At 46.4% G+C, this 24,636-nt stretch carries 25 protein-coding genes; 15 read left to right on the top strand and 10 right to left on the bottom strand.

Features of this window, described 5'->3' with window-relative positions:
• Positions 1 to 123 precede the first annotated feature (123 nt).
• Positions 124 to 300 (top strand): hypothetical protein, encoded by a 177-nt coding sequence (locus tag QNJ26_11060; GenBank protein MDJ0986074.1) that lies wholly within the window; start codon positions 124 to 126, stop codon positions 298 to 300.
• 89 nt (positions 301 to 389) lie between these two features.
• Here the strand turns inward: QNJ26_11060 and QNJ26_11055 are convergent, their stop codons facing one another.
• From QNJ26_11055 to QNJ26_11040, 4 genes are all read right to left on the bottom strand, one after another.
• Positions 390 to 917, bottom strand: a complete 528-nt coding sequence (locus QNJ26_11055) for a hypothetical protein (GenBank protein MDJ0986073.1) — start codon at positions 915 to 917, stop codon at positions 390 to 392.
• A gap of 322 nt (positions 918 to 1,239) precedes the next feature.
• A complete protein-coding gene (locus QNJ26_11050; protein MDJ0986072.1) occupies positions 1,240 to 1,941 on the bottom strand; it encodes a cytoplasmic protein in 702 nt (233 codons plus the stop codon).
• A gap of 231 nt (positions 1,942 to 2,172) precedes the next feature.
• Positions 2,173 to 4,260: an elongation factor G gene (gene fusA, locus QNJ26_11045; GenBank protein MDJ0986071.1), complete on the bottom strand. Its 2,088-nt coding sequence runs from the start codon at positions 4,258 to 4,260 to the stop codon at positions 2,173 to 2,175.
• A 125-nt stretch (positions 4,261 to 4,385) separates the two neighbouring features.
• A complete protein-coding gene (locus tag QNJ26_11040; protein MDJ0986070.1) occupies positions 4,386 to 5,093 on the bottom strand; it encodes a Smr/MutS family protein in 708 nt (235 codons plus the stop codon).
• A 207-nt stretch (positions 5,094 to 5,300) separates the two neighbouring features.
• Between QNJ26_11040 and QNJ26_11035 the strand changes: the two genes are divergently transcribed.
• The 12 genes from QNJ26_11035 (at position 5,301) to rsmG (ending at position 18,347) form a co-directional block, all read left to right on the top strand.
• Complete coding sequence (locus QNJ26_11035) at positions 5,301 to 7,175, top strand: GNAT family N-acetyltransferase (protein ID MDJ0986069.1); 1,875 nt, start codon at positions 5,301 to 5,303, stop codon at positions 7,173 to 7,175.
• 569 nt (positions 7,176 to 7,744) lie between these two features.
• Positions 7,745 to 8,149, top strand: coding sequence for a roadblock/LC7 domain-containing protein (locus QNJ26_11030; protein ID MDJ0986068.1), 405 nt, complete (start codon positions 7,745 to 7,747; stop codon positions 8,147 to 8,149).
• A 63-nt stretch (positions 8,150 to 8,212) separates the two neighbouring features.
• Complete coding sequence (locus tag QNJ26_11025) at positions 8,213 to 8,818, top strand: GTPase domain-containing protein (GenBank protein ID MDJ0986067.1); 606 nt, start codon at positions 8,213 to 8,215, stop codon at positions 8,816 to 8,818.
• A 9-nt stretch (positions 8,819 to 8,827) separates the two neighbouring features.
• On the top strand, positions 8,828 to 9,640 hold the full coding sequence (locus QNJ26_11020) for a hypothetical protein (protein ID MDJ0986066.1): 813 nt from the start codon (positions 8,828 to 8,830) through the stop codon (positions 9,638 to 9,640).
• Positions 9,641 to 9,766: 126 nt separating this feature from the next.
• Positions 9,767 to 10,246: a helix-turn-helix domain-containing protein gene (locus QNJ26_11015; protein MDJ0986065.1), complete on the top strand. Its 480-nt coding sequence runs from the start codon at positions 9,767 to 9,769 to the stop codon at positions 10,244 to 10,246.
• A 109-nt stretch (positions 10,247 to 10,355) separates the two neighbouring features.
• Positions 10,356 to 11,504 (top strand): zinc-ribbon domain-containing protein, encoded by a 1,149-nt coding sequence (locus tag QNJ26_11010; protein MDJ0986064.1) that lies wholly within the window; start codon positions 10,356 to 10,358, stop codon positions 11,502 to 11,504.
• A gap of 111 nt (positions 11,505 to 11,615) precedes the next feature.
• Positions 11,616 to 12,614 carry a hypothetical protein gene (locus tag QNJ26_11005; protein MDJ0986063.1) on the top strand — a complete coding sequence of 333 codons (999 nt, stop codon included), beginning with the start codon at positions 11,616 to 11,618 and terminating at the stop codon, positions 12,612 to 12,614.
• Between the two features lie 127 nt (positions 12,615 to 12,741).
• Complete coding sequence (locus QNJ26_11000; GenBank protein ID MDJ0986062.1) at positions 12,742 to 13,785, top strand: PAS domain-containing protein; 1,044 nt, start codon at positions 12,742 to 12,744, stop codon at positions 13,783 to 13,785.
• Positions 13,782 to 14,795 carry a response regulator gene (locus tag QNJ26_10995; GenBank protein ID MDJ0986061.1) on the top strand — a complete coding sequence of 338 codons (1,014 nt, stop codon included), beginning with the start codon at positions 13,782 to 13,784 and terminating at the stop codon, positions 14,793 to 14,795. The genes QNJ26_11000 and QNJ26_10995 overlap by 4 nt, the downstream gene beginning before the upstream one ends.
• Positions 14,795 to 15,142 carry a hypothetical protein gene (locus QNJ26_10990; GenBank protein MDJ0986060.1) on the top strand — a complete coding sequence of 116 codons (348 nt, stop codon included), beginning with the start codon at positions 14,795 to 14,797 and terminating at the stop codon, positions 15,140 to 15,142. Before QNJ26_10995 ends, QNJ26_10990 begins: the two co-directional genes overlap by 1 nt.
• A gap of 50 nt (positions 15,143 to 15,192) precedes the next feature.
• Complete coding sequence (locus QNJ26_10985; GenBank protein ID MDJ0986059.1) at positions 15,193 to 17,562, top strand: GspE/PulE family protein; 2,370 nt, start codon at positions 15,193 to 15,195, stop codon at positions 17,560 to 17,562.
• A gap of 104 nt (positions 17,563 to 17,666) precedes the next feature.
• Positions 17,667 to 18,347, top strand: a complete 681-nt coding sequence (rsmG, locus tag QNJ26_10980) for a 16S rRNA (guanine(527)-N(7))-methyltransferase RsmG (GenBank protein MDJ0986058.1) — start codon at positions 17,667 to 17,669, stop codon at positions 18,345 to 18,347.
• A gap of 34 nt (positions 18,348 to 18,381) precedes the next feature.
• Here rsmG and QNJ26_10975 read toward each other — a convergent pair whose 3' ends face one another.
• The 4 genes from QNJ26_10975 to arfB all read right to left on the bottom strand — a co-directional run bounded on the left by QNJ26_10975 (position 18,382) and on the right by arfB (position 21,325).
• Positions 18,382 to 19,785, bottom strand: a complete 1,404-nt coding sequence (locus tag QNJ26_10975) for an amidophosphoribosyltransferase (GenBank protein MDJ0986057.1) — start codon at positions 19,783 to 19,785, stop codon at positions 18,382 to 18,384.
• A gap of 25 nt (positions 19,786 to 19,810) precedes the next feature.
• Positions 19,811 to 20,299: a metallophosphoesterase gene (locus QNJ26_10970; GenBank protein MDJ0986056.1), complete on the bottom strand. Its 489-nt coding sequence runs from the start codon at positions 20,297 to 20,299 to the stop codon at positions 19,811 to 19,813.
• Between the two features lie 84 nt (positions 20,300 to 20,383).
• Positions 20,384 to 20,719 carry a tRNA-binding protein gene (locus QNJ26_10965; GenBank protein MDJ0986055.1) on the bottom strand — a complete coding sequence of 112 codons (336 nt, stop codon included), beginning with the start codon at positions 20,717 to 20,719 and terminating at the stop codon, positions 20,384 to 20,386.
• A gap of 177 nt (positions 20,720 to 20,896) precedes the next feature.
• On the bottom strand, positions 20,897 to 21,325 hold the full coding sequence (arfB, locus tag QNJ26_10960; protein MDJ0986054.1) for an alternative ribosome rescue aminoacyl-tRNA hydrolase ArfB: 429 nt from the start codon (positions 21,323 to 21,325) through the stop codon (positions 20,897 to 20,899).
• A gap of 362 nt (positions 21,326 to 21,687) precedes the next feature.
• On the opposite strand from arfB, the gene QNJ26_10955 reads away from it, so the two are divergent.
• Both QNJ26_10955 and QNJ26_10950 read left to right on the top strand, forming a co-directional pair.
• Positions 21,688 to 22,215 carry a type 1 glutamine amidotransferase domain-containing protein gene (locus tag QNJ26_10955; protein MDJ0986053.1) on the top strand — a complete coding sequence of 176 codons (528 nt, stop codon included), beginning with the start codon at positions 21,688 to 21,690 and terminating at the stop codon, positions 22,213 to 22,215.
• Between the two features lie 163 nt (positions 22,216 to 22,378).
• A complete protein-coding gene (locus QNJ26_10950) occupies positions 22,379 to 22,771 on the top strand; it encodes a universal stress protein (GenBank protein ID MDJ0986052.1) in 393 nt (130 codons plus the stop codon).
• Between the two features lie 82 nt (positions 22,772 to 22,853).
• Here QNJ26_10950 and QNJ26_10945 read toward each other — a convergent pair whose 3' ends face one another.
• Positions 22,854 to 23,738, bottom strand: coding sequence for an amino acid ABC transporter permease (locus QNJ26_10945; GenBank protein MDJ0986051.1), 885 nt, complete (start codon positions 23,736 to 23,738; stop codon positions 22,854 to 22,856).
• A 7-nt stretch (positions 23,739 to 23,745) separates the two neighbouring features.
• Positions 23,746 to 24,579 (bottom strand): transporter substrate-binding domain-containing protein, encoded by an 834-nt coding sequence (locus QNJ26_10940; GenBank protein ID MDJ0986050.1) that lies wholly within the window; start codon positions 24,577 to 24,579, stop codon positions 23,746 to 23,748.
• Between the last annotated feature and the right edge of the window lie 57 nt (positions 24,580 to 24,636).

Here is a 24,636-nt window from a genome sequence, read left to right as displayed (position 1 = left end):
GGTAATTTATGCTATCGATATTATAATTTAATTATTTAAATATATAATTCTTACATTAAAAACTTCACTTTTGTCAGCATTTTTTCCTTGTTTTGACGATGAAAAAAAGGTAGTCTTGCAAGCATGGGCGAAAAGAAAATATTTTCCACCCGCATTGATGCTGATCGTATCAAAGCCCTTAAACACCTTGCCGTCGATGAGGAGAAATCCTTGGGGGCTTTACTAGAAGAGGCCATCGACGATATCTGCCGCAAATACCTTCATAAAGCCCCACCAAGAGCTTTGCATGAAAATAGATGAGGATTTTTTATCTTCCAGTTATTGCTAGATTCATACCCAGATATTATCAATTCTTTTCGAACTCTGTAGGAGAAATTCCCTTGTGACGGTCAATGCGCATTGGATATGGAAAAAAGTGGATTGATATGACCGTATTTTTGATGGATATCATCAAGAACCGCTTGCACATCGCCCGCATTCCACTCATAGGCACCGGATAAAGTTTTTAATTTGCGCTTATTAAGGGTCAGGGCAATCTCTTCCAAACTGATCTCCATATTATTAAGCAGTCTTACCAGACGGTAGATTTCTGTGGTTGAACGGTCATCTGATGCGGCTGTTTTGGGGGCGCTACCATCTTTTGTAACGGTTTTGGCGTTACAAGTAACATCCTCCCGGAATCCCGTCATTTCTTTAAAACGCGCAGCAATGGTGTTCAGATCAGTACTCATTTGCTGCATTTTTTCAGGTGAAAACCTTATAACATCACGAGTATATTTATTTTTTGGTATGAGTTGAGATGAATTTGCCTCGTTAGACAGCAGATGTACCACAGCGGTTTCTATAATCTGCGCAATCGTTGCACCGGTTTCTTTTCGGTGGCGATCAATCATCTCTTTGATGCGGGCGGGCAACATGATCGTGACCGTTCGCATACCGCTGGATAGCTTCTTTTGGCGCCATCTTCGTTGGCGATCTCTGTTCGTTGTTTTCATATCAACACCCCATTTTTGTTACATGTAATCCCTCAGATGTTACTTGTATCGGTAAAAAATGTGATTGCTTGAGAAAGTTGGTCCCTGATGGGGTGGCCAAGCCAATACTAGCTGAGGGTATCTTTAAGGCAACAGAGCGCAGGGGCAAATTACAATGGGGGCAGTCCGGATTCAACCGGGGGAGAGTTCAAATCCTGGCAAATGAGCAGGGTGTCACTGCAGATGGGTCAGAGATGACTGCGTGTCAGATAGGATCCTGTATTAACATGGTGGCGGGATCCAGCATCAAATCCGGTTGATCTGCGGTGGAACGCGGTCCTTTAAAGGCTTTTATTTGAATGTGTTTTCCCATTGGAACCAGCTGGATGACGACATCAAACAGATCGGCCACTTTCATCAGCTGTGAGGGCGTTCCGTTCGGACCGGGCTCTTCGTGACGATGGGTTCGGATGGTAAACCATATTTGCATGTTCAGACGGGATGCCAGCTGTTTTAGATCGGCCAGGTCCTCATGAATCGAATCTTCAAAGGGCACGCCATCCATAATGATGGCGTCAGGTGTAAAAATGGCTTGTTCGATCAGATCGGTAAGGCGCTCCTCAAGCTTGGGAACGCTGAAGCCTTCGACGCGAAAAGTCATGATAAACCGATGGGGCAGCACCATCTCCCACAGCTGATTGCTTTGCTGGATATGATAATGGGCGGTAATACGGCTGAAGACCTCTTTGTACCACAGGCTGACTTTTTTAACCGGGTCATTGAGGCTGATATGCAAAACGTTTTTGTCTCTGAGCATGCTATTTAAAGCCAGTTGCACCAGAAAAGCGGTTTTACCAACACCGGCGCGGGCCATTACGGCCCCAAATTCGCCTTTATCTAATATGTCATCGCTTTCAAAACCCATTCGCCGCAAGGGATTTTTCAAGATGAGCTCATTTTTCAGCATGTTGATATTCCTTTCCCGCATGTAAAAAATATTATTGGCAGACCTTGCCTCGATCTTGTCGGCAGTCTGAGGATCCTGAATTGGAAGGATGTGGTATTCAAAACCAGACGGTCTTTGGTTTTCGATCAACTCGTTTTTGCTTTTGATGCTTTTTATTTCAGCCATTGGACGTTAAACATCTGTGCAGCACATGCCAGTGTACAGCAGGTCTGTCATGTCGCGCAACAATTTTTAGGCAACGTTCTTTTTCTCCGTTGCGGCTTTTTTGATTAGATCATCTGTGATGGACTGCGGAACTTGGCGATAGGTTAAAAATTCCATCGTAAACTGGGCCTGACCTTTGGTCACCGACCTTAAGTCAGTTGAATAGCCAAACATCTCAGACAAGGGAACCTGGGCTTCGATTTCACTGAATGGACCTTCATCCTGCGAGCCCACAATCATGGCACGACGCTGATTGAGGGTCGCCATGACGGCGCCCTGAAATTCGGTGGGCGTTTCCACGACCACCTTCATTATCGGCTCTTGAATAACCGATTTGGCTTTGGCATATCCCTGCAAAAAAGCACCGCGGGCTGCAGCCTGAAATGCCATATCGGAAGAATCCACTGAGTGAGAGGCACCGTCGTTGATGACGACTCGAATTCCGGTGACGGGGAATTCCATCTTTGGCCCTTTCAGCAGGCAATTTTTGAACCCTTTTTCACAGGCCGCGATGTACTGGGTCGGAATTGCGCCCCCCACCACTTTGTTTTCAAAAACAAAATCTTCGTTCTGAACCGGTTCCATATAGCCGGTAACCCTTCCGAATTGGCCGGCACCGCCGGTTTGTTTTTTGTGAGTGTAGTCAAATTCGGCCTTCTGGGTAATGGTTTCACGATAGGCCACCCGCGGCGGACTGGTGGTCACTTCAGCTTGATACTCGCGCCGCATCCGTTCAATATAGACATCCAGATGCAACTCGCCCATCCCGGAGATAATCGTATCGCCGGTTTCGGCATTCACGAATACCTTAAAGGTGGGGTCTTCTTTGGTAAATCGCCCCAAGGCTTTGGACACATTGACGTCCGATTTGTTGTCTTTCGGAAATATGGCCAAAGATATGACCGGTTCGGGCACATACATGGAGGTCATGGTCAGACCGAGTCCCTGAGCAACAAAACTGTCACCGGAAGCACAGTCAATACCGAACAGCGCTCCGATATAGCCGGCAGGGATGGTTTCGATATCTTCCATCTGATTCGAGTGCATCCGAATAACCCTGCCGACCTTTACTTTTTTCCCAGAGCGCACGTTGACGATCGTATCGCCTTTCGCCAGAGACCCCTGATAGACACGAACATAGGTTAGTTGACCGTAGGGGCCATCTTCTAGCTTAAAGGCCAAAGCGACCAAGGGCTTGTCTATTTCGTTGCTCAGCACCACCGGTTGTTCAGCATTGTTCATGTCCAGGGCCTCGTTTTCAATGTCCAGCGGGCATGGCAGCAACTGGGTAACCGCATTTAAGAGAGGCTGAATGCCTTTGTTCTTATAAGCAGAGCCGATATAAACCGGCGTCAGCTTGCGTTCAATGACGCCCTGGCGTACAGCCGCCAAGATCATCGCTTCGGTGACCTCGGTTTCTTCCAAAATCGCTTCGGTCAGCGCATCTGAAAACATGGAAGCTTGATCAATGAGGTGTTCACGGGCAGCTTGCGCTGCAGCCAACCGTTCTGCCGGTATCTGAGCGTGGCGAACGGATTCGCCTTTATCACCATCAAAATAGACAGCCTGCATCGAAACCAGGTCGATAACGCCTTCGAAGCCCGCCTCCAAACCGATGGGTAGTTGCATGGCGACGGCATTATGTCCCAGTTTATCTTTCAACTGCGCAATCACCCGTTCTGGATTGGCACCGCTACGGTCACACTTGTTAATAAAGGCGATACCGGGCACTTTATAGCGCTTCATCTGCTGGTCGACAGTAATTGACTGCGATTGAACACCGGCGACGGCACACAGAACCAGAATGGCGCCGTCCAAGACCCGCAGGGAGCGCTCAACCTCTATGGTAAAGTCGACATGTCCGGGCGTGTCAATGATGTTGATCTCGTGGTCTTGCCATTCGCAATAGGTGGCGGCTGAAGCAATGGTGATGCCGCGCTCCTTTTCAAGTTCCATGGAATCCATGGTGGCACCGACACCGTCTTTGCCCTTCACATCGTGCATCGTGTGAATACGCTGGGTGTAAAACAGGATGCGTTCAGTCAAGGTGGTTTTGCCAGAGTCAATATGCGCACTGATACCAATATTTCTGACCTTATTGATGTCTGTCTTCATGTAGTGTTCCTTCACCGTTTAGGATTGAAAACCCCCATCTGTTGAAACACGCGATGGGGGCAGCTGGTTTTCAATTTAAAACGGCAGTATTTAATGATCTGTTTGGTTTTTGTCAAGCACTTTTTTTACAGGCGTTTTTTTCTTTTCAATCGTTTGGTTGCCGGACGTCTTCTTAGAAGCACATAGGTGGCGCCGGCACCACCGTCGCATAAGCGGGCACTGGCGTATGCCATGACCCATTTGCGCCATGGTCCGCTGGTGAGCCATTGAATTACCTTTGTTTTTAATACCGGATCAGCTGGTGAAGATAGACCGCGCCCGTGTATGATGAGAATCATTCTCTTGCCGCTGGCAATACTTTCTTTGAAAAAATGGTCAAAAAGGGTTCGGGCACTTTCGACACTTTGACCGTGAAGGTCGATATGGCCCTGAACGGCAAACTCTCCGCTGTGAAGCCGTTTGGTTACTACGCGGCTTACGTTATAGCCCGTACCTTCAATATATTCGGCGGTATCGGCCACCACAAACCCTTTGCCGCTTTTCACCAGCTCTTCGAGCTGAAGCAGTACATCGGATTCATTCGTCTTATCTGTCGCTGAAACGATACCTTTTGGGGGTTCAATATCAGTGCAGATATTGTGCGGAAGCCTTTCAACATCTGCCATAGCAGCCTCAAACATCTGTTTGTCTTGGTCCGGATTAATTTCAGACGCCGGGGCTTTCGCTGCCAGATGGTCTGATTTTTCTTTGAGCGTAGCCGAGCGATTGTCCAACAGGGTTTTAAGATCTTTAAATGGGCGAAAAAGCCCCTTTTTTGAAAAGGATTTTTTCATATTAACGCTTTTCCGAACACGACTGTTTTGATAGCGATCCGTTAAGAACTACTATAAGCTCTTTTTTCAGAGAAAACAAATGCCCAAATTTATCAAGGCTGGCCGCCATTTCAAAGTTGATTTATTCAGGATTCGTATTATGATGTGAGTCTTAACCACCATAGAAGTTATTTTTCAGCGAAACACTGCCACTAGCAGAGAGATCAAATGGATTTGATGCAACGATGTCCGGATAAGGTCGTTGATGCGGCAACGGCTGTATCTCAGATTAAAAGCGGCGGCCGTGTGTTTATCGGCACCGGATGCGGTGAGCCCCAGCATCTGATCAAGGCCATGGTCAATGAGTCCACCATTCAAGACATCATGGTCTATCAAATGCTGTCATCGACATTTGCACAATACATTGACGATGAATCATTTCGGCGAAGATTTTCTCCCAAACTGTTTTTTATCAGCGACAGCATGCGTAAAGCGGCTTTTGAAGGGAAAATTGACTACATTCCAGCCTATTTATCTCAGATTCCTCGGATGTTTGCCAGCCACCGCATCGGGCTGGATGTGGCACTGGTTCAGGTCAGCCCGCCCGATAAGTTTGGTTACTGCAGTCTGGGAGTTTCGGTCGATATTACCCGCTCCGGATTAGAACATGCCAGTCAGGTGATTGCCCAAGTCAATCCACGAATGCCGCGTACCTGGGGTGACAGCTTCGTGCATATAGATGAGATCGATTGGCTGGTGCCTTATGGGGAACCCCTGGTGGAGATGTTTCCAGCGGTCAAGCATACGGAGATCGCACGCCGGATTGGGCATTTTTTATCCCAGTTGGTAGATGATGAGGCCACGCTGCAAATCGGGTTCGGTCATTTGCCGGTAGCTATTGTGCAGTCCCTGGATCGAAAAAAAGACCTGGGTCTTCATACCCAACTGATTACGGATGGATTGCTGCCGTTATTTGAAAAGAACGTGATAACCAACAAGAAAAAATCGTTGTTGCCGGGCAGGGTGGTGGCTTCGCTGTGTATGGGGTCAAAAAAATTGTACGATTATGTCGATAACAACCCCACCTTTTATTTTCGCTCTTCCGAATTTGTAAACGATCCCACTGTGATTGCGCGCAACGACCATCTGATCTCCATCAGCTCTGCGTTGGAGGTGGATCTAACCGGTCAGATCTGTTCGGATTCCGTGGGACATATGTTCTACAGCGGCATCGGAGATCAGGTTGACTTTCTCAGGGGCAGCTCCATGTCCAAAGGTGGCTTTTCCATCGTGGCGCTGCCATCGACGGCGCAAGACGGAGCGGTATCACGCATTGTGCCGCATTTAAGTGAGGGCGCCGGGGTCGCCACCACCCGCGGGGATGTCAATTTTATCATTACCGAATACGGTATTGCCGAGCTGCAGGGTAAAAGCATTTATCAGCGCGTCATGGAGCTGGCGCAAATTGCGCATCCTAAATTTCGCGAACAGCTTATCAATGCGGCCAAACAGCGACACTATATTTTTGCTGACCAACTGCCACCCTCCACTGAAGATCTATTGTTTCTCGAAGGATACAAGAGCATATACACATTGAAAAACGGCAAAGCAGTTGAATTTCGCCCCTTGCTGCCTTCGGATGAGATTGCATACCGTAATTTCTTTTATTCTCTGCAGGAAAAAACCATTTATATGCGGTTTTTCTATCGAATGCGTTCCTTTTCGCATGAGGTTGTGCAAAAGCACTGGGCCAGTGTTGATTACCATAAGAACATGTCCATTATCGGACTTGTTCAAAAAGGAGGCCATAAAGAGATTATTGCCATTGGCACCTATGCATATGAACGTGATCAGCAGGCTGAAATTGCATTTGTCGTTCGTGAAGACTACCAGTCAATGGGGATTGCTTCATACCTGTTGAGCGTACTTGAAAAAATCGCCAAAAAAAATCAATACACCCATTTTTCGGCCACAGTTTTGCGGGAAAATGCGGCCATGATTCAGGTTTTCAAAAAGCGCTATCCAAATTTAAAAGTTTCCGTCCGGAGCGGCAATGAGATTATGATGACGATGGATCTATCCGATTCTAAAACCAGCCCTTAATCGCCACGCTCAAAATCCCAACCCTAAGTTCGACTATACGTATAGATGTGTAGTAGTCAAATGACCGGGACCAAGCCCGCATCCGCTACCCCGAGCGAATGGTTTTTCGAACGCCATGCGGTCTGAACCACCGCCAATGCGGGCATGAAATGAAACATAACTGTCAGGACGCAAAGATTTAGCTTGCTAAAATAGCGTTTTTTTTGTAATTTAAGAAACATAAGTGTTGTTTTTTAACTTTCTGTTGTTTTGGGCGTTGCAGGGTGTATCTGTTCAAAAATATTAAAGTTTTTATATAAATTACCGATTCTAAGGTTGTTGACGCACCCTGAAACATGCAGGACGTCAAAACTGCCAGCAAAATGTTACAGTGATGGCAATAGGTGAAATGCGCCATCTTTAGAACTAGGGCTCACTATAGCTGGCAAAACCGTTTTTCGGATGTGGATGCGGTTGCATCTGTCTTGAGCGGGTGGGGTTTTCACAAACGGTCCTGATCCCGAAACAGGTGCGTAGGTTAATATAGGCGCGTTCGTCAAACAGGACAACATACGATTCAGGAGGGGCAATTGTCATACACGCTTGGTCAAAAACAGCTCGATAGCATTGAGGATATTTTAAATCAGGACCTGATTGAAAATGGGGTTCGTTGTGTTTTTCTGATTGATATGGCCGGTAATATTATTGCCAATCTCGACAATGGAGAAAAGCAGCACGATATCTATTCACTGGCCGCCCTGGCTGCCGGTAATTTTGGTGCTGTCAGCGCGATGGCCAAAATCATCGGTGAAAACGAATTTTCATTGCTGTTTCATAAAGGTACAAAAGAAAATATCCATTTCAATAAGATAACCACCGAATTTTTACTGATTACTATATTCGGCAATGATATCTCTTTGGGTTTTTTGAGATTGAAAGTCGCCGATTCTGTTGACCAATTAAAAACAATACTAGGGCCGCTTCTGTCGCTTTAAGAACGGCGATCCAGCATTATTAGCGAGCATGTATGTTTGTTATTTTTTGTGTTTAACTATCGCATGGCATTCGTAAACTTAAAAAATAAAGAAATCCAGGTAAAAATTGTTTATTACGGCCCCGGTAGGGGCGGCAAAACCACGAACCTGGAATATATATACAAAAAGTTTGGAAAGCGCATCAAAACTGAGATGGTCACGGTAAAAACCCACGGTGATCGAACGCTTTTCTTTGACTTCTTGCCGTTTGATATTGGCCTGATCAATGGGTATGCAGTTAAAATTCAACTGTATACCGTACCCGGACAGGTGAAATACAATGCCACCCGGCGTCTGGTCCTCAGAGGTGTCGATGGTATCGTTTTTGTGGCTGATGCGATGGCCGTGCGTCGTGAAAAAAACATATTGTCCTTAAAAAATCTTCAGGAAAATCTTGCCAACTATAAAAAGAGTATCTTTAAGATTCCGTGTGTCATGCAATATAACAAGCTGGATCTTTTAGAGCAGGGAATTCCGTTGCTGACGACAGATACGCTTGAAAAAGATCTGAATGACCAGCTCAAAAGGCCTTCTTTTTCAGCCAGTGCTTTGAAAGGCACCAATGTCGTGGCAACCTTGAAAAAAATCATCTCAATGACCGTGGCATCTATTAAACGGGATTTGAAATAGGAGGGGAAATTGGGCGACAAAACCAAAGACAACAACCTAGACTCTGAGATCGCCAAACGCCTCGATGATCTTTTCGGAGGAGGAGAGGATAATTCCGATGATGATTCGCCCATCGAAGCCGATGGCCAAGATACGGCCAAAAATGAACCGCAAAAAGAGCAAAGCCCTGCTGCCGAAGCGGAAATATTGGATCTTAAGGAAGTCTCTGCCGCTCAGACGGGCAGTGAGAGTGTGCCGGATGATTATCCCCTAGCCGAATTGAAAAACCTGGTATTGTCAATCGACTGGGAGATTACGGAAGAGGCCTTAGCTGATTTGCTGTCGGAAATTAATAATCTGAAAAATACTTACCAAAACGAAAAGATTATTTTGATGTTCCTTCAGCTGCTGACATCTCTGGGACAATATATCAAGATCAATCGTGGCAATGCACATCCCAAAACCTTTAAGATTTTAAATTCGGTTTACTCACGCCTGGAAGAGGTAATACTGGCAGAAGACATGTCAGAGGCAGACAGGAAAAATTTATTGCGCGCTGAGATGCAAAAATACAAGCAGCTTAGAAATAAGGTTTCAAAGAATAAAGCGGCCAAGAGAGGACGAAAAGAAGTTCAGAAGGTAGACAGCGCTGAGCATCAAGCTAAGACAGCAGAGCCTTCAGAGCCGGCTCACATCGCATCACCGGCCGACCCGCCAGGTGAAGCGGTCCTCGCTCTAACGCCTGAATCTCTGGCCGAAGCGATAAATGAATTAAAACAATACATTCATTCCGAGTTGAATGCCCTAAAAAAGGAACTAGAAAAACTCCAAAAATTTAATTAGCATTCCCACTAAATCCCCTTTGTCCGGAATGAAAAAAATCACAAGCGAATGGGATTTATTGTCAACTGCTTCCATGCAGCTATTGCGTCGACCCCAAGCTATAAGCGACACCGATGAGGTAACAAAATGGATTTTTCGTCAAGCGAATTATCCGCTATGATTTTCAAGCGTGTCGTCCGACAAGATATTGAAGAATTCCCGCTCGATCCCCAGATGCTTTCCGTATTTATGGAATTAGACGGAAAGACACCCTTGGGCCGGGTGGCACAGAAAGCTGGAATCACAATGAGTTCAATGCGTGAGCTTATTGCTAAGCTGATGCAAAATGGGCTGGTTCAAAAGGTGGAGCAAGGCATTGCTACACTGGATAAAGATTTTTTCGATTATCTAGTGGTCCATCTCTCACTGGCCGTCGGTCCCATTGCTCAGGTGCTAATTGAAGAAGAAGTTAGTCGGCTGGGCTATAAGCTATCCCAGTTCCCGGGGCATTGTGTCGCCGAACTCATCGATAATCTTGCCCGCGAGATTCGACGTGAAGACAAAAAAGATGTTTTTCTAAAATCAATGGCCGTCAAAATACGTGAAAAAAAATATTTATCACCATGAGCAGCCTTTTTTAATTGTTGAAGAGTCACCCTTAAATGTTTCTGTCACCTGAGCGTCTATATAAGTATCTGTCTGATCTGACCTGTTCGGTTTTCTAAGGAGCGTAACCATGATTGTCATCTGCGAGGAATGTGGGAAAAAGTACCGAATCGATCCTTCCAAAATAAGAGGTGCTGCAGCGCGTTTTAAATGCCGCGTGTGTACCCACATGATCACGGTCTCAAAGCAACCCGCTACGGCGCCCGAGGCGCCAACAGTTGAAGAAGTGGCTGCTGAAGCGGCAACCGATTCAACGTCAGATGAGATGCCGGCGGCTGAACCTGAGATCAAGCTGGACGGATCCGGCGCTAAACACGCAGCGTCAACGCGCAAAACCGGCCTGCTGAATTTGCGTGTCAAAATGCTGTTATTGTTCTTTCTTATTCCGATGCTTCTGCTCATTGGTGCCAGCCTACTGTATTTATGGCAGCAGGACAAAATGGCAACGCTGATTACCGATGAGAGCACCAATGTGGTTAACCAAATGGCGGAAAAGAAAATTGAGGATCTATCGACAGCGGTTGCCATCCAATGCCGTTTGTATCTGCTGGCAAATCCGGAACTGGTCAAAGAAGACTTTATGAATGATATGGGCTTTAAAACCCTGGCTGTCCAAAAAGTCGGCCTGACCGGCTATACGGCGCTTTATGAGATGCCGGATGCCGATGGTGTCTGGCGCACCTGGGCCCATGTTAATCCAAAGATTATCGGTATTGATATGTCCACATTGAAAAAACCGTTGGGTCGTAATTTTCCCGGTTTCTGGAAGATTTATACGGGTGTTAAAGGGGGCAAACGCTCTCAAGGATATTACACCTGGCAAGACAAAGATGGTAAATTTCGCGAAAAATTTATGGTCTGCACGCCTGTTGCAGGGACGCCGTATGTGGTTGCCGCAACGACCTATTTAGATGAGTTTCATGGACCCGTTAATTTGATGCAAAAACGCGCCGGTGAACTGACCCAAAAAACGCGCTGGATCATATGGGCCATCCTCGGTGGGACTGTATTGCTGATAGGCCTGATCGTTTTAATCTACAGTCATCGGCTGACTGCAAAGATCAAATCATTAACCGATGTCGCCGAGCGCATCAGCATCGGAGACCTGGGCATTGAAATAAAAACAAAAGCCAGAGATGAAATCGGAGAACTGGCTGAAGCCATATCGCGAATGCAGGAAAGCATTCGCATGTCAATAGAACGCCTGCGTCGGCGCTGATTGGTCATGCCGTCTCATTGTTTGGAAATGCCGGTGATGTCTGGGATATCACCGGAAAAAGTGGCAGTGCCTATTGGGTCCGCGTTATAAGATCGTATCTAAGGAGTCAACATGGTTGTTATTCCAAAACAGCAGCCTGTGCTTGAAAATTTAAACGCCTATTATCTAGATGTAAGAAAGCTTTTGGAGCATTTTCAGGGTGAAATCGGATCAGGTGGTGTTCATTTTAAATCGCACGCATCCGAGGGTGTTATTTTCTTCGATCAAGATCAGCTGTTAAGTGGTGTATTTAAAGATAGACATCTCACCCTTGCAGGCGATGCAGCGGTCGAGCGCCTCATGGCGGCCGACCCGGCGCATAATTTTCATGTAAACGTCTATCAGATCGATCTAGAAGAAGTCTATTACTGGGCCGGTATTCCAACTGCAGAAAAAATTTACAAAGACCTGAGCACTGAATTTACAGATCTCGAAGGCCTCATCAAAAAAATGAGCTCAGAAAAACTGACTGGCTATATTGACATCAGTATCGGTAGCGGCGCGCAAAGTGGCTTTATCTTCTTAATCAACGGGAAAATCAAGGGGGGCACCTGTTCTTGGAGCAACGGTGCGCCAAGTCCTTCCAGCGAACATCAGCAGCTACTTATTGAGAAAACCAAAGAACAGGGAGGCACCTTTAACGTTTGCCGAATTCAACTAAAAAACATCCAACACATATCAACACTGATGGCGGCAAAAGAGGAAACTTCAGATAACGCCATTATAATGATAGAGGCTTTGCTCGCCATATTCGAAGTGGTGGTTTCTGAAAAATCGAAAAAAAAGACGGATTTTCAAAAATTGCTCAAACAAAAATGTGTTGCTAATGCAGACCGCTTTGCTTTTTTGGACCCGTTTGCAGGCGAATTCGAATATGCTGGTAAAAAAATCACCTTTTCCGGGCAGGTTAGCGACACAGACCTGGTGCAGGGTGTGGTTGAGGTTGTCAAGGAAATGGCCCATGACTTGGGGTTGTTTTCAGCGCTTTTGCAGAATCTGGAGTTGTGGTCACAAGAATATGCAGAAGAGTTGGTCTATCATGATGTTATCTTTACAGAAATTGACATTTAACTTTGCGAGCGTTTGTTTGCCGATATTGGACATTGGACTTAAGCTATGCCCCACAAGAAAATGAGCGTTCGCAATTTTATTCCAAACCCTTTTAGCAAGGCTTGGCCCCATGGGTGGCGAAAATTTAATGCATAACGGAGATTATTCTGCTCGCAGGGCTGCTGAGTTCTTTGACGGCCTACCAGCGCCCCTGTTTCGCTCCACCGTTGAAGGTAAAATAGTTTATTGCAACCAAGCATTTGCGAATCTATTGGGCTTTGAGTCCGCGCGGGACCTTGTTGATTATCCGGTCGTGGAATTTTATCAGAACAAAAAGGATCGCGGCCATATCGTTCATACGGTCATTAAGGCCGGCGGGGTTTTCGATCTGCCTGTGGCGCTTAAAAAAAAGGACGGTACGCCCATATGGTGTGCGATTACCGCTAAAGCCATCCTTGATGATGACGGTATCGTCACCAATCTGGATGGTGTTCTAAAGGAAATTACCGCCGATATTGATCCCAACACGGGCACACCCAAAATTGAAGGACCTGCTGGAAATCTGCCCCAGATGATCATTATGTTTGATCTTCGCGGAGAGTTGATCAATGTGAATCCGGCAGCGCAAGAATTCTTCGGCGTACCCAAGAGCAAGTTGGTGGGAAAATCGCTATCTGAGTTTTTGGCACCCAGCGACCGGGACCTGTTTATGATTTTTCTGGCGGATATTTTTAAAATCGGTCGCAGCGAAACAATATTGTCCATTTTGGACGGCAAATCAAAAGTGCGCCATCTTAAATGTCAGGCCTTCTTGATCAAAACAAACGGGCGCGCACATCATATCAAATGTATTACCAAAGATGTGACCCAAATTCTCATTCAACAACGACAACAGGCGGAAAGTCAAAAATTTCAGGGCGTTTTGGAAATGGCCGGCGGTGTGGCCCATCGCTTGAATCAGCCGTTGACCATTGTCAATAACCAGATCAATGAAATCTTGTCTGAAATGAAAGAGGACAACCGACTTTATGCAAAGATCGTTAAAATTCATAATCAGATTAAGAAAATGAATGATATTACCGATAAATTAGGCAGGATTAGAAAATATGAGGCCATGGACTATGTTGCCGGCATTAAAATCGTCGACATCGAAAAATCCTCCTGGTCCAATGATCCCAAGGAAGACCAATGATAAAGAACGTTCTGCTGGTAGATGATGACACAGAGATGCTGCATGCCCTCAAAGAGGGCTTCAAGCGCTACTTGGAGTCCTTTGCTGTATTGTTGGCTGAGGACGGTGTGCAAGCTCTTGAAGTTTTGAAACAAAATATCATTTCCTTGGTTGTTACCGACTTGAAAATGCCCAATATGGACGGTTTTGAATTACTGGCCCATATCATGCAGCATTACCCGGACATACCGGTCATTATTATTACCGGTTACAGCACGCCGGAAATGGAACAACTTGCACGTGAGGGGGGGGCGGTCGGTTATATTGCCAAGCCTTTTTTGATCGAAAATTTGGCCCGTCAGATTTTAATAACACTAAGAAAGGAATCTGAAGGCGGCACCCTGCATAACATATCTTCCGGTATGTTTTTACAGTTAATTGAAATGGAGCAAAAAACCTGTACGATTCGCTTGGAGGAAAAAGCTAGCGCCCAAAAAGGAATTTTATTTTTCAGAGATGGTGAATTGTTAGATGCACGGGTCAACAAAATGCAAGGGGAGGCTGCCGCTCATATAATTTTTTCATGGGATGCGGTCAATCTTTCAATCCAGAATGGCTGCGCTTTAAAGGAAAATAAAATTCACAGCGATTTGCAACCGCTTATTTTGGAGGCCATGCGACGTAAAGATGAGGAAGAAGAGCCGGAAGTCGTGCCCGAAGGTGTCATGGAGCAGATTAAGTCTCAGCCGGAAACACCGGTGCAACGGCTTAACCGGCTCAAGGCGAAAATAGAAGCAGAAATCGGGCAGCAATGTGGCCTGGAAGATTTATACCAGGATGCACTCTGGGACAGCCATGTCACACAGCTATCGAAAATTGGGACGTTTTTCAATATGGGTAAATTTATGCTCGCATACATTGATAAGGGTGATAGCAACGATTACATTCTGGTACCGGGTCAAAAGACCACAGTGCTTACCGTTGATCCCCGGTGCCCCAGAGATAAAATTTTGAGGGTTATCAGCAACTGATGCGGGAATTGTTTAATGACATATTAAATACTGAGGGCGTAGCCGGCATCATGCTGTTTGAGGCCAACGGTGAATTGCTTTTTAAAGACTTTCTGATGGCACCCAAAGAGGCACCCGAACAACGGGATTGGAAATTCTTTATTGAATCTCTTGAGGGCATGCGCGAGACCGACTTGATTTTTGAAAAAGGCCGCGTCTATATCCGTAAAACGGAGATGGGGTATTTAGTGATCTTAATGTCGCTATACGTGCCGATTGCAATAATTCGGTTAAATTGTGACATTCTGTTGACATCTCTGCAACCGGCGAAATCCGGTCGAAAATTCGGACGACTATTTAAAAAATAAAGGAAATTTTTATTGTCGTGTTACCTTAAATGAAAGGGCCATAAATTTAAATGAGCACTGAGATCGAATCCAAAATAAACGAGGCCGAAGTTTGCCGTTCGATGGGTCTTTTTGAAGATTCTCTTAGAATTTATGAAAACATTATTGAGATCGTTTCAGCAGACCAGGATAGCCAGACCCACGATAAAATTCAAAAACGTATCCGTTTGCTCAAACATGAAATTGACAATGAAGAGCAGACCGCACCCAAAGGGGTTTCAGCCCAAGACATTACTTTGCTGCGAAACAGTTTGTCTAATCAGGGAGATGTCCCGGCAATTTTAGACAGCGCTTCTGCTTTCAAGGAAATGGGTCTTCATGGCGAGGCGCTGCCTGAATATGCCAAGCTATTAAAAGAAGATTATCCGATTGCTAAGATAATGCCCGAAATCAGTGAATGTCTCATAAAGCTACATTCTCCCTCCAAGGCATCTGAAAAATTCGACAAACTGATCAAACCGCTAAAACTGGCCAATGAGGCTACGGCCGAGATTTTCTTTCTTTTTGGCCAAGAGATGGAAAAACGCGATCATCGCGAAGTGGCCCTCGACAACTATAAGGCAGCCAACAAGTTGGCTCCGGATAATACGGAAATCAAAAAGCGGATGGATTCGATTGCCCGCTCCTTCACAAGCGGTTCCAAATACGATTACCTATTGCGTGAGAAAATGGTGACGACCGAGCAGCTGCAGCAGGCATTTACTTTGGCCAAAAAGATGAACAAAAGTGTCGAATTTGTTCTGATTGAACACAACAAGATCAATAAGGCGGTCATCGGCAAATCCTTTTCGCTTTTCTACGATACCCAATTTCGCGAGTATGATCCCTCTTTTACGGTTCCGGTGGAGCTGTTGTCCAATCTGAAAAAAGCGTTTTTGCTCAACGAATACTGGGTTCCCATGGCCTGGGATAAAGAAGGAGTGGAGATTCTTGTCGACGATCCGCGGGATCTGAACAAAACCGATAATATCAAGGCCTTGATGAAATCAAATCGGATCAATTTTACCGTCGCCACCCGTGAAGACATCGAGCAATACATCAAACTGTTCTTTGACGGGGGTCAGGCGGTCCAGGATTACAAAACCGCTGATCAAGCGATGGATGATTTTGACTTAATTCCGGATGTTTCATTTGAAGAAGAAGAGGAAGAGGAAGAGGAAGATGAAGGCTACGACGAGGCTTCTGGCAAAATCGTCAAGCTGGTGGATCAAGCCATTATCGCTGCATATCGTAAAAATGCCTCCGATATTCATATCGAGCCCTCATCGATTGCCAAATCAACATCTATCCGTTTTCGATTGGATGGCGTTTGCCAGGAGTATATGAAAGTTCCCAATTCAATGGTTCGCGGAATCGTTTCTAGGGTCAAAATCATGTCTAACCTGGATATTGCTGAACGGCGGCTGCCCCAGGATGGAAAGATCAAGTTCAAGCGTAAAGGCGTGCCCACATTTGAACTCCGGGTGGCCACCTTGCCCACTCAAGGGGGGTTTGAAGATGTGGTTCTCCGAATATTGGCCTCGGCTGGGGCGATGGAACTCGGAGAGATGGGTATGACCGAGCGCAACACCAAGGCAATGAAACGCATCATCGCCAAGCCTTATGGGCTGGTTTTGGCCGTGGGCCCCACCGGTTCAGGCAAAACCACATCGCTGCACGCGATCCTCAGCTATATCAACAAACCGGGAATCAAAATCTGGACGGCCGAAGATCCGATTGAAATCACCCAGGGTGGGTTGCGCCAGGTGGAGGTAAAACCGAAAATTGGTCTGGATTTTGCGCGGGTGATGCGGGCGTTTCTGCGGGCCGATCCGGATGTCATTATGATCGGTGAAATGCGCGATGAGGAAACGGCCTCCATCGGGATTGAGGCATCTTTGACGGGTCATCTGGTCTTTTCCACCCTGCACACCAACAGTGCTCCCGAAACCATTACCCGCTTGCTCGACATGGGGCTCAACCCCCTTAATTTCTCTGATGCATTTTTAGGTGTGCTGGCCCAGCGCCTGACGCGCCGCCTGTGTAAAGACTGTATGGAAGAATATCCGCTGACCAAAGAAGAATATGAGATGATATATGTCGATTACGGCGAAAAATATTGGGCGCAAACCGGTATCGAGTATGATCCGGACATGACCCTTTGCAAGTCCGTCGGCTGCGACGCGTGCTCCAACACCGGTTACCGCGGCCGGATGGGTATCCATGAGCTTATGGAAGGAACGGCCAAAATCAAATTGATGATCAAAAAGCAGGCCAATACTGAAATGCTTTTTGCCCAGGCCATGAAAGAAGGAATGTCCACCTTGCGGCAGGATGGCATTATGAAAGTATTCAAAGGATTCACGGATATGGCAGAAGTAAGGCGGGTGTGTATTAATTAAAAAAGGTTCCAGGGTTTCAGGTTCAGGGTTCAAGGTTTTCCAAGTTCAGAAATCAAGCGATTCATCTTTCATTCTAAAATTACCCTATCTATCCCCTATTTTTGATGGAAATTGGTTCCCGTGAGTGGCAAAACCTGATTAAAAACGGTGCACAGCAATTGGGCATCGCCATCGATAAGCGCATCTGCACTGCGTTTGCCACCCATGCTGCCGAGTTGCTCCACTGGAACCGCAAAATCAACCTGACGACCATCACCGCGCCTCGCGATATTGCCAGCAAGCATTTCTTAGACTCGCTGGTGCCTGCCAAATTCATTCCTGAAAAGGCGCGATTGCTCGATATTGGTGCCGGAGGCGGCTTTCCGGGTCTACCGCTAAAGATTTTAAAACCATCCTTATCCGTTTTGCTGATCGACGGGGTTCGCAAAAAAATCAACTTTTTAAAGCACGTCCTCCGAACACTCGGCATGAATCAATGTGAAGCCCTTCACATCCGTGCTGAAAAACTAAGGGAGGACCCTAAACATCTAAATTCCTTTGATGTCATTATCAGTCGAGCGCTATCTGATTTAACATCTTTTGTGAGAAACGCTGTGCCGCTGCTGGCAAAGCAGGGAAGAATTATTGCACTCAAAGGGGAGGTGGATCAAAAAGCGTTGGCAGCACTGCAAACGGTTTTGTCCGCTGATCGATATACAATTGAAGTGGAATATTACCGCCTGCCTGACGTCGACCAGCGGCGATCGATCGTTATCATCAGACCTTTTAACGAACCAATCCCATGACGTCCATTTTGAATGCCCACACCCTTTGGTTGATCTAAAAATAACTGCTGGCATCCCAGCAATGGGTGCATAGTTTTTCTTTTGGCATACCGATGGCGGCAACCAGATCCTCCAGTTTCTGGTACTGCAGGGAGGTCAGTTTCAATCGCTGTCTGATCTGATCGACCATGGCATGGTTTTTTTCCGATCCGGCCGTGGCATAATCGGTTAAATGTTTATCCTCTGCGCCTTCCAGTGTGGCAATGGCTTTGCAGCCGGCCAAATCCATCGTGGATCGTGATGTTGAGAAATTTAAGAAATCGCATGGATAAATCAGGGTAGGGCAGGCCGGTCGCATGTGCACTTCTTCAGCACCATATTCATATAAAATCTGAATCGTGTCCTGCAGCTGGGTGCCGCGTACGATCGAGTCCTCGCAAAAAAGAATCCTCTGGCCCTCGATCAGCTCTTTTATGGGGATCAGTTTCATTTTGGCGACCAGATCCCGGATGCTCTGATTCTGGGGCATAAAGCTGCGGGGCCAGGTCGGCGTGTACTTAACAAAAGGTCTGACATAAGGGATATTTTTTTCGTGGGCATACCCGATGGCGTGCCCAATACCGGAATCCGGGATACCGGCGACAAAGTCGATATCGACGTTGTCATTTTTGGCCAGGAGCCGGCCACAACGATTGCGAGTGGCTTCCACATTGATACCTTCGTAGCTGGTCGCCGGATAGCCATAGTACACCCATAAAAATGCGCAGATCTGCATCTGGTCATACGGAGGTTTTTTCTGCTCGATGCCCTCGGCCGTAATTAAGGCAATCTCACCGGGCCCCAGATTTATGTCCATCTCATAACCCAGATTGGGAAAGGAACAGGATTCCGATGCTGCTGCATAGGCCCCCTCCTTTTTACCAATCACGATGGGGGTGCGCCCCAATTTGTCTCGTGCTGCATAAATACCGTATTCGGTGAGCAAAAGCATCGAGCAGGAGCCTTTGATGGCCTCCTGGGCATGCTGAATCCCGGCTTCAAAGGATTCCGCCTCGCTGACCAGCATCGCCACCAGCTCGGTTGGACTGGTTTCGCCGCCGCTCATTTCTGAAAAATGCCGCTTACTGTTCAGGGCTTTAGCGGCCAGCTCTTCGATATTATTAATTTTGCTGACCGTTACAATCGCAAAAGTCCCCAAATGAGAGCCTATGATCAGCGGCTGCGGATCATGGTCGCTAATAATGCCGATACCTTTGTTTCCATGCAATTTTGGAAGATCCGGTTCGAATTTAGACCTGAAATAGTCATTTTCGATGTTATGGATCGATCGCGAAAAATCTTTTGAATTCAACACCGCAATGCCGCCGCGCTTGGTGCCCAGGTGAGAATGATAATCGGTACCGTAAAATAGATCACTCAAACAGTCATTTTTAGACACACAACCAAATAATCCTCCCATTATGCAGCTCTCCTTTCAGGTGGACTCAGCTTTTCAGATGGATGAATTCCACGCGCAGGTCCTCACCATTGATGTGAATCAAAGCAGCCGACCCTGGATGACCCAGCTTGGGATAGGATGCACTTCCGGGATTCACATATGTAACCCCGTTTTTTTGATAGACATCCGGGCGGTGGGTGTGACCGCTGATGACGGCTTTATAGCCTGCTTTTTGCGGGTCTTCTTTCAGTCGGCCAGTCATGTGCAGCACAAACAATACGACGCGACCGATCTCTATAATTTCGCTTTGCGGCAACGCGTTGGCCCAGTTTCCAAAATCCATATTGCCGCGGACCGCCATAACCGGTGCTATTTTTGACAATTTGTCTAACACCATTGCATCGCCGATGTCGCCGGCATGAATAATAAGATCAACATTTTTAAAGGCCTTCTGCACCTCAGGCGCCAATTGTCCGTGGGTGTCGGAAATCACACCGATCAAATGGATGTCCGCGGGGTTTAGTTTTCTGACCATTTTACACATCCTATATTGTCGGTATGCTGCCCCATATTCTGTTTATAGGATCAGTTAATCAGGCAGCCTCGCTGAATTCGTTTATCAGGCCAATCGCGATCCATTCGGTACCTTTTGCTGTGGCTCTGCCAAAATAACGTCACCATTTTCAAGGATAAAACCGGTCACCAAAAACTCAGACATGAAGTGTGCAATTTGTTTTGGTGGGAAATTGATGACACCGATGATTTGACGCCCAAGGAGGTCTGATTTGGAATAGTGTTTGGTGACTTGGGCACTGGATTTTAATGTGCCGAAATCGCCAAAATCCGCCCAAATTTTATATGCTGCCACCTTTGCTTCCGGGAAATCTTCCACGCGGTTGATCGTACCGGCGCGCAGTTCAATTTTTTCAAAATCCTGCCAGGATATTGTTTTCATCCACCTAAATCTTTGTATAATTTGGGCACAGCATAAACAGAATGAAGCAGATTGCGCAAGCCCAACGGGTCGTTGAAGGAAATTGATTTTTACGGGAACTCTAAACCAGATGTCAAGGATATTTCGTGTTTTGGGCGAGTGTTAGGCTGGCAATCTTAGCTGAAATGTTGTGTTTCATTAGCCATCTTCAGATATTTTCACCCCGCGGCGCTGGCGTTTAAGGTCACTGCGCTTTTTTTTAGCTGTCAAACGGCGTTCCTTAGCAGCGCGGGAGGGCTTGGTTTTGCGGCGGGGTTTGGGCTTGACCAATGCCTGACGCAGCAGATCGACCAGGCGGGCAATAGCATCTTTGCGGTTTTTGTCCTGGCTCCTGAATCGATTAGCCTTAATCATCAGGATGCCGTCATCGGTCATTTTCTTGCCGGCAATTCGTTTCAGGCGTGACTGTGCCCCCTCAGACAGGATGGCTGCCTGTCGCACATTGTAACGCAGTTGTACGGTTGTGGACACTTTGTTCACATGTTGTCCCCCCGGTCCGGAGGAACGTACGAATTCCAACTCAATGTCAGATTCATCAATATATAATGTCTCGGTAACCTTGATCATTTGGGTAATGATATGTATACAATATATTCCGCCCAAACACCAGTCTGGTCTTTTTGAATTTGACTTTCTGACAACATCAGGTGATAAATATTCAAGTTTCACGTGAAAACACATTAGGTGGTGTATCTTATTAGATATCAGCACTATAAAATGATTTTCGTATCTGATGATTTAATTATCTGTTAATTAATTTTCAGGCAGGTATCATAATGGACATTTTGCAAATCATGCCTATGTTGCCATTATTTCAAATGTGGGCACAGTTAAATTCAAATGATAATTGTAATCTAATAAATTAAAGTAAAAATTTATAAAATATATATCATATATTTGAAAACATTATATATATGAAAGGATTAATTATGGAATTAGACGGTAAAAAAGTGGCTATTCCGGTGGAATCATTGTTTAATACCTTTGAATTTTGGTATCCGTTTTATCGTTTGAAAGAGGCTGGCGCTGAAGTGGTTGTCGTGGGTTCCGGCAGCGCCGAAACATATACCGGCAAGCCAGGGACCGAGGTGAGTGTGGATGTCAGCATTGAAAACGTCTCTGCTGCCGATTTTGATGGTGTTGTTATACCCGGTGGATATGCGCCGGATATCATGCGACGGTACCCGCTGATGGTGCAGCTGGTCAAAGATCTTTTTGAGCGTAAAAAGGTGGTCGCGGCAATTTGTCATGCCGGTTGGATGCTGGCCTCGGCAAAAATTTTAGCCGGCAAAACCGTCACGTCATTTTATGCAATTAAAGATGATTTGGTGCATGCCGGAGCTGAATGGGTTGACCAGGAGGTGGTTGTTGACGGCAATCTGATTACCAGCCGAACCCCAGATGATTTACCCGCTTTTATGCGGGCCATCATCAAAACATTTCAAGATTTGGGTTAACGTTGCCAAGTGCCCGCCAACTGAATGTGGTAATGCAGTTTTAGTAGACGTTTGGAGATGCCTGTGCTAAGAGGAAATTAGATATCAATCCCCTCTCTTGCAGACAACTGCTTAACTATGGGGGGAGTTGCACGGTTTACTTTTGCAGGCAAAGGAGGAGGAGATGAAAATACTGGTAGGGTATGACGGAACCAATTCAGCCAAAGATGCCTTAAATTTGGCCAAATCTCATGCCTTAGCGTTTGGCGCATCGGTTGAAGTCGTCACGTCAATGCAAAAGGGCACAGAGTCAGAAAGAAAAGACATCGAACAGGCCGAGCGGGGCTTGGAATATGCCAAAACCCTGCTCGAAGAAGCCAACATTGCATGCAACACGCATTTGCTGATTCGCGGTCTATCAGCCGGTGAGGATTTGATTGAATTTGCCAATGAGAACCAGATAGAAGAAATTGTTGTGGGCGTCAAGCGCAGGTCAAAGGTTGGCAAGTTGCTGATGGGCTCCACCGCTCAATACGTAATTTTACAGGCCAATTGCCCGGTGGTCACGATTAAATAAGGCTCTCTTGGTCGCCTTAATTCATTCGGCGAGTAGCCCCGACGCTATCAACCCCGTGATGATAACTATATGACGGGGTTTTTTATGCGGTATTTTTGCTCAGAGCGTTTTCAATCTTAGCCACTCCCAACGAACAAGCCAGCGTCAACACCAAATACATGGCTGTAATCGTAATCCAAATTTCAAAGGTCAAATAAGTGGTGGCCATCAGCTCCATTCCCTGAAAGGTTAATTCCTGGATCGAAATCACCGAGACGATGGCTGAATCTTTAATGGTGGATATAAACTGCCCGGCCAATGGTGGTAAAATGCGCTGAATAGCCTGGGGCAGGATAATAAACCGCATGCGGTGCCACTTGGATAATCCCAGGGCATCAGCAGCTTCCCATTGGCCCTTTTCAATGGACTGAATTCCAGCGCGCACGATTTCGGTCATATAGGCACCTTCAAAAATTGAAAGTGTGATCAACGCAGATATGAAAGCTGTGAATAGGGGTGGGGCGGTAAATAGAAACGTCATTAGGGCTTGGGTATTTTCGCTACGTGTGCGCACAAACGTCTCTATCCCAAGGGCCGGCAGAATTTGGTCACTGACGAAAAAATAGAAAATAAAAATCAACACCAATGGTGGCAAATTGCGCGTGAATTCGACATAGCTGCCAGCCAGCATGCGTTTGAAAAGGCTTTGGCTGATGCGCAGCATTCCCATCACGATGCCAATAAGGCTCGCCAGCAGCGTGGCCCAAATGCTCAAACGGATGGTGGTCAAAAATCCTTGCAATAGAATGTTGGGCACCCATTGACCGGCGTCAGGATCGAAACGAATAAAATATTGGGGCATGGCACCCCAATTCCAATTGTAATTTAAACCCAGCGACACTTTGTAAGCAATCAACACCAATGCGGCGACAAGCAGTCCGCCTAAAATGAGGTCGAATTTGGTTATGTTTATTTTGCCGGATACCACGGGTTGCCTATTTTATCTTGTCTTCCCAGTCCTTGGTTTCAAACCAGTAATGTTTTCGTTCGGCAAGCCATCCTCTGGCTTCCGTCACGCGAATCCAGTTGTTAAAATAATTGAGGGTATCAACATCTCCCTTTCTGAGAGCAAAGCCGATGGGCTCTTTGGTAAAGGTGCCCGATATCGGTAAAAACAGCTGGTCAGGATACTTAAGGGCCTGAAAGGCCGGCAGGGGGGCGGAAGCGACCGCAGCATGTGCCCGGCCATTTACCACCTCCTGGATCACCTGGGCTTCATCATCAAAGAATTTTTTTTGCGCAGCCGGCATGTGTTTATTGGCAGCGTCAGCAGCGGTTGAGCCCAGTCTGGCGGCAATGGTCACATCGGGTCGGTTAAAATCCGCCAGACGCTTAAAGTCGGCTGCAATTTTTTTATTGGCCACTATCGACTGGCCGGCATAATCATAGGGCAGGGTAAAATTAACCTTTAAATTGCGATCCGGTCGGACACTCATTCCACCGATAATCACATCAAATTTACCGGTTAGCAGCGCAGGAATGATACCGGCCCACTTGGTCGGAACGAATTCTACTTGCACCCCCATATCGGCAGCCAGCTGCCGTGCGACGTCGATTTCAAAGCCAATGAGTTTGCCGGTCTTGTCTTTCATTGCCCAAGGAACAAATGTGGACATGCCCACCCGCAGGGTTCCTCGTTTCATAACTTGCTCAACGGTGCTTTCCTGTACCAGTTTTTGCTGAAGCTCTCCGGCCATGCCGAGACCGGCAAGGCCTGCCATTAAGGCTATTACCATCGTTATGGTCAACAGACGATCAAGTGTTTGCATGGTTACCTCCTTGTGACAATCAGTTGGCATCACTTAATTAGTTTGCGAAATAGTAGG

Source organism: Desulfobacterales bacterium, from assembly GCA_030066985.1.
GTDB lineage: Bacteria > Desulfobacterota > Desulfobacteria > Desulfobacterales > JAHEIW01 > JAHEIW01.
The sequence above is the reverse complement of the archived record's forward strand: the minus strand, read 5'-3'. Positions and strand labels throughout refer to the sequence as shown.

What these genes read in the sequence shown, in the direction of transcription:
- QNJ26_11060 (MDJ0986074.1), top strand. Translation starts at nt 124, where the DNA reads ATGGGCGAAAAGAAAATATTTTCCACCCGCATTGATGCTGATCGTATC.
- QNJ26_11055 (MDJ0986073.1), bottom strand. Translation starts at nt 917, where the DNA reads ATGTTGCCCGCCCGCATCAAAGAGATGATTGATCGCCACCGAAAAGAA.
- QNJ26_11050 (MDJ0986072.1), bottom strand. Translation starts at nt 1,941, where the DNA reads ATGCTGAAAAATGAGCTCATCTTGAAAAATCCCTTGCGGCGAATGGGT.
- fusA (MDJ0986071.1), bottom strand. Translation starts at nt 4,260, where the DNA reads ATGAAGACAGACATCAATAAGGTCAGAAATATTGGTATCAGTGCGCAT.
- QNJ26_11040 (MDJ0986070.1), bottom strand. Translation starts at nt 5,093, where the DNA reads ATGAAAAAATCCTTTTCAAAAAAGGGGCTTTTTCGCCCATTTAAAGAT.
- QNJ26_11035 (MDJ0986069.1), top strand. Translation starts at nt 5,301, where the DNA reads ATGGATTTGATGCAACGATGTCCGGATAAGGTCGTTGATGCGGCAACG.
- QNJ26_11025 (MDJ0986067.1), top strand. Translation starts at nt 8,213, where the DNA reads ATGGCATTCGTAAACTTAAAAAATAAAGAAATCCAGGTAAAAATTGTT.
- QNJ26_11015 (MDJ0986065.1), top strand. Translation starts at nt 9,767, where the DNA reads ATGGATTTTTCGTCAAGCGAATTATCCGCTATGATTTTCAAGCGTGTC.
- QNJ26_11010 (MDJ0986064.1), top strand. Translation starts at nt 10,356, where the DNA reads ATGATTGTCATCTGCGAGGAATGTGGGAAAAAGTACCGAATCGATCCT.
- QNJ26_11005 (MDJ0986063.1), top strand. Translation starts at nt 11,616, where the DNA reads ATGGTTGTTATTCCAAAACAGCAGCCTGTGCTTGAAAATTTAAACGCC.
- QNJ26_11000 (MDJ0986062.1), top strand. Translation starts at nt 12,742, where the DNA reads ATGCATAACGGAGATTATTCTGCTCGCAGGGCTGCTGAGTTCTTTGAC.
- QNJ26_10995 (MDJ0986061.1), top strand. Translation starts at nt 13,782, where the DNA reads ATGATAAAGAACGTTCTGCTGGTAGATGATGACACAGAGATGCTGCAT.
- QNJ26_10990 (MDJ0986060.1), top strand. Translation starts at nt 14,795, where the DNA reads ATGCGGGAATTGTTTAATGACATATTAAATACTGAGGGCGTAGCCGGC.
- QNJ26_10985 (MDJ0986059.1), top strand. Translation starts at nt 15,193, where the DNA reads ATGAGCACTGAGATCGAATCCAAAATAAACGAGGCCGAAGTTTGCCGT.
- rsmG (MDJ0986058.1), top strand. Translation starts at nt 17,667, where the DNA reads ATGGAAATTGGTTCCCGTGAGTGGCAAAACCTGATTAAAAACGGTGCA.
- QNJ26_10975 (MDJ0986057.1), bottom strand. Translation starts at nt 19,785, where the DNA reads ATGGGAGGATTATTTGGTTGTGTGTCTAAAAATGACTGTTTGAGTGAT.
- QNJ26_10970 (MDJ0986056.1), bottom strand. Translation starts at nt 20,299, where the DNA reads ATGGTCAGAAAACTAAACCCCGCGGACATCCATTTGATCGGTGTGATT.
- QNJ26_10965 (MDJ0986055.1), bottom strand. Translation starts at nt 20,719, where the DNA reads ATGAAAACAATATCCTGGCAGGATTTTGAAAAAATTGAACTGCGCGCC.
- arfB (MDJ0986054.1), bottom strand. Translation starts at nt 21,325, where the DNA reads ATGATCAAGGTTACCGAGACATTATATATTGATGAATCTGACATTGAG.
- QNJ26_10955 (MDJ0986053.1), top strand. Translation starts at nt 21,688, where the DNA reads ATGGAATTAGACGGTAAAAAAGTGGCTATTCCGGTGGAATCATTGTTT.
- QNJ26_10950 (MDJ0986052.1), top strand. Translation starts at nt 22,379, where the DNA reads ATGAAAATACTGGTAGGGTATGACGGAACCAATTCAGCCAAAGATGCC.
- QNJ26_10940 (MDJ0986050.1), bottom strand. Translation starts at nt 24,579, where the DNA reads ATGCAAACACTTGATCGTCTGTTGACCATAACGATGGTAATAGCCTTA.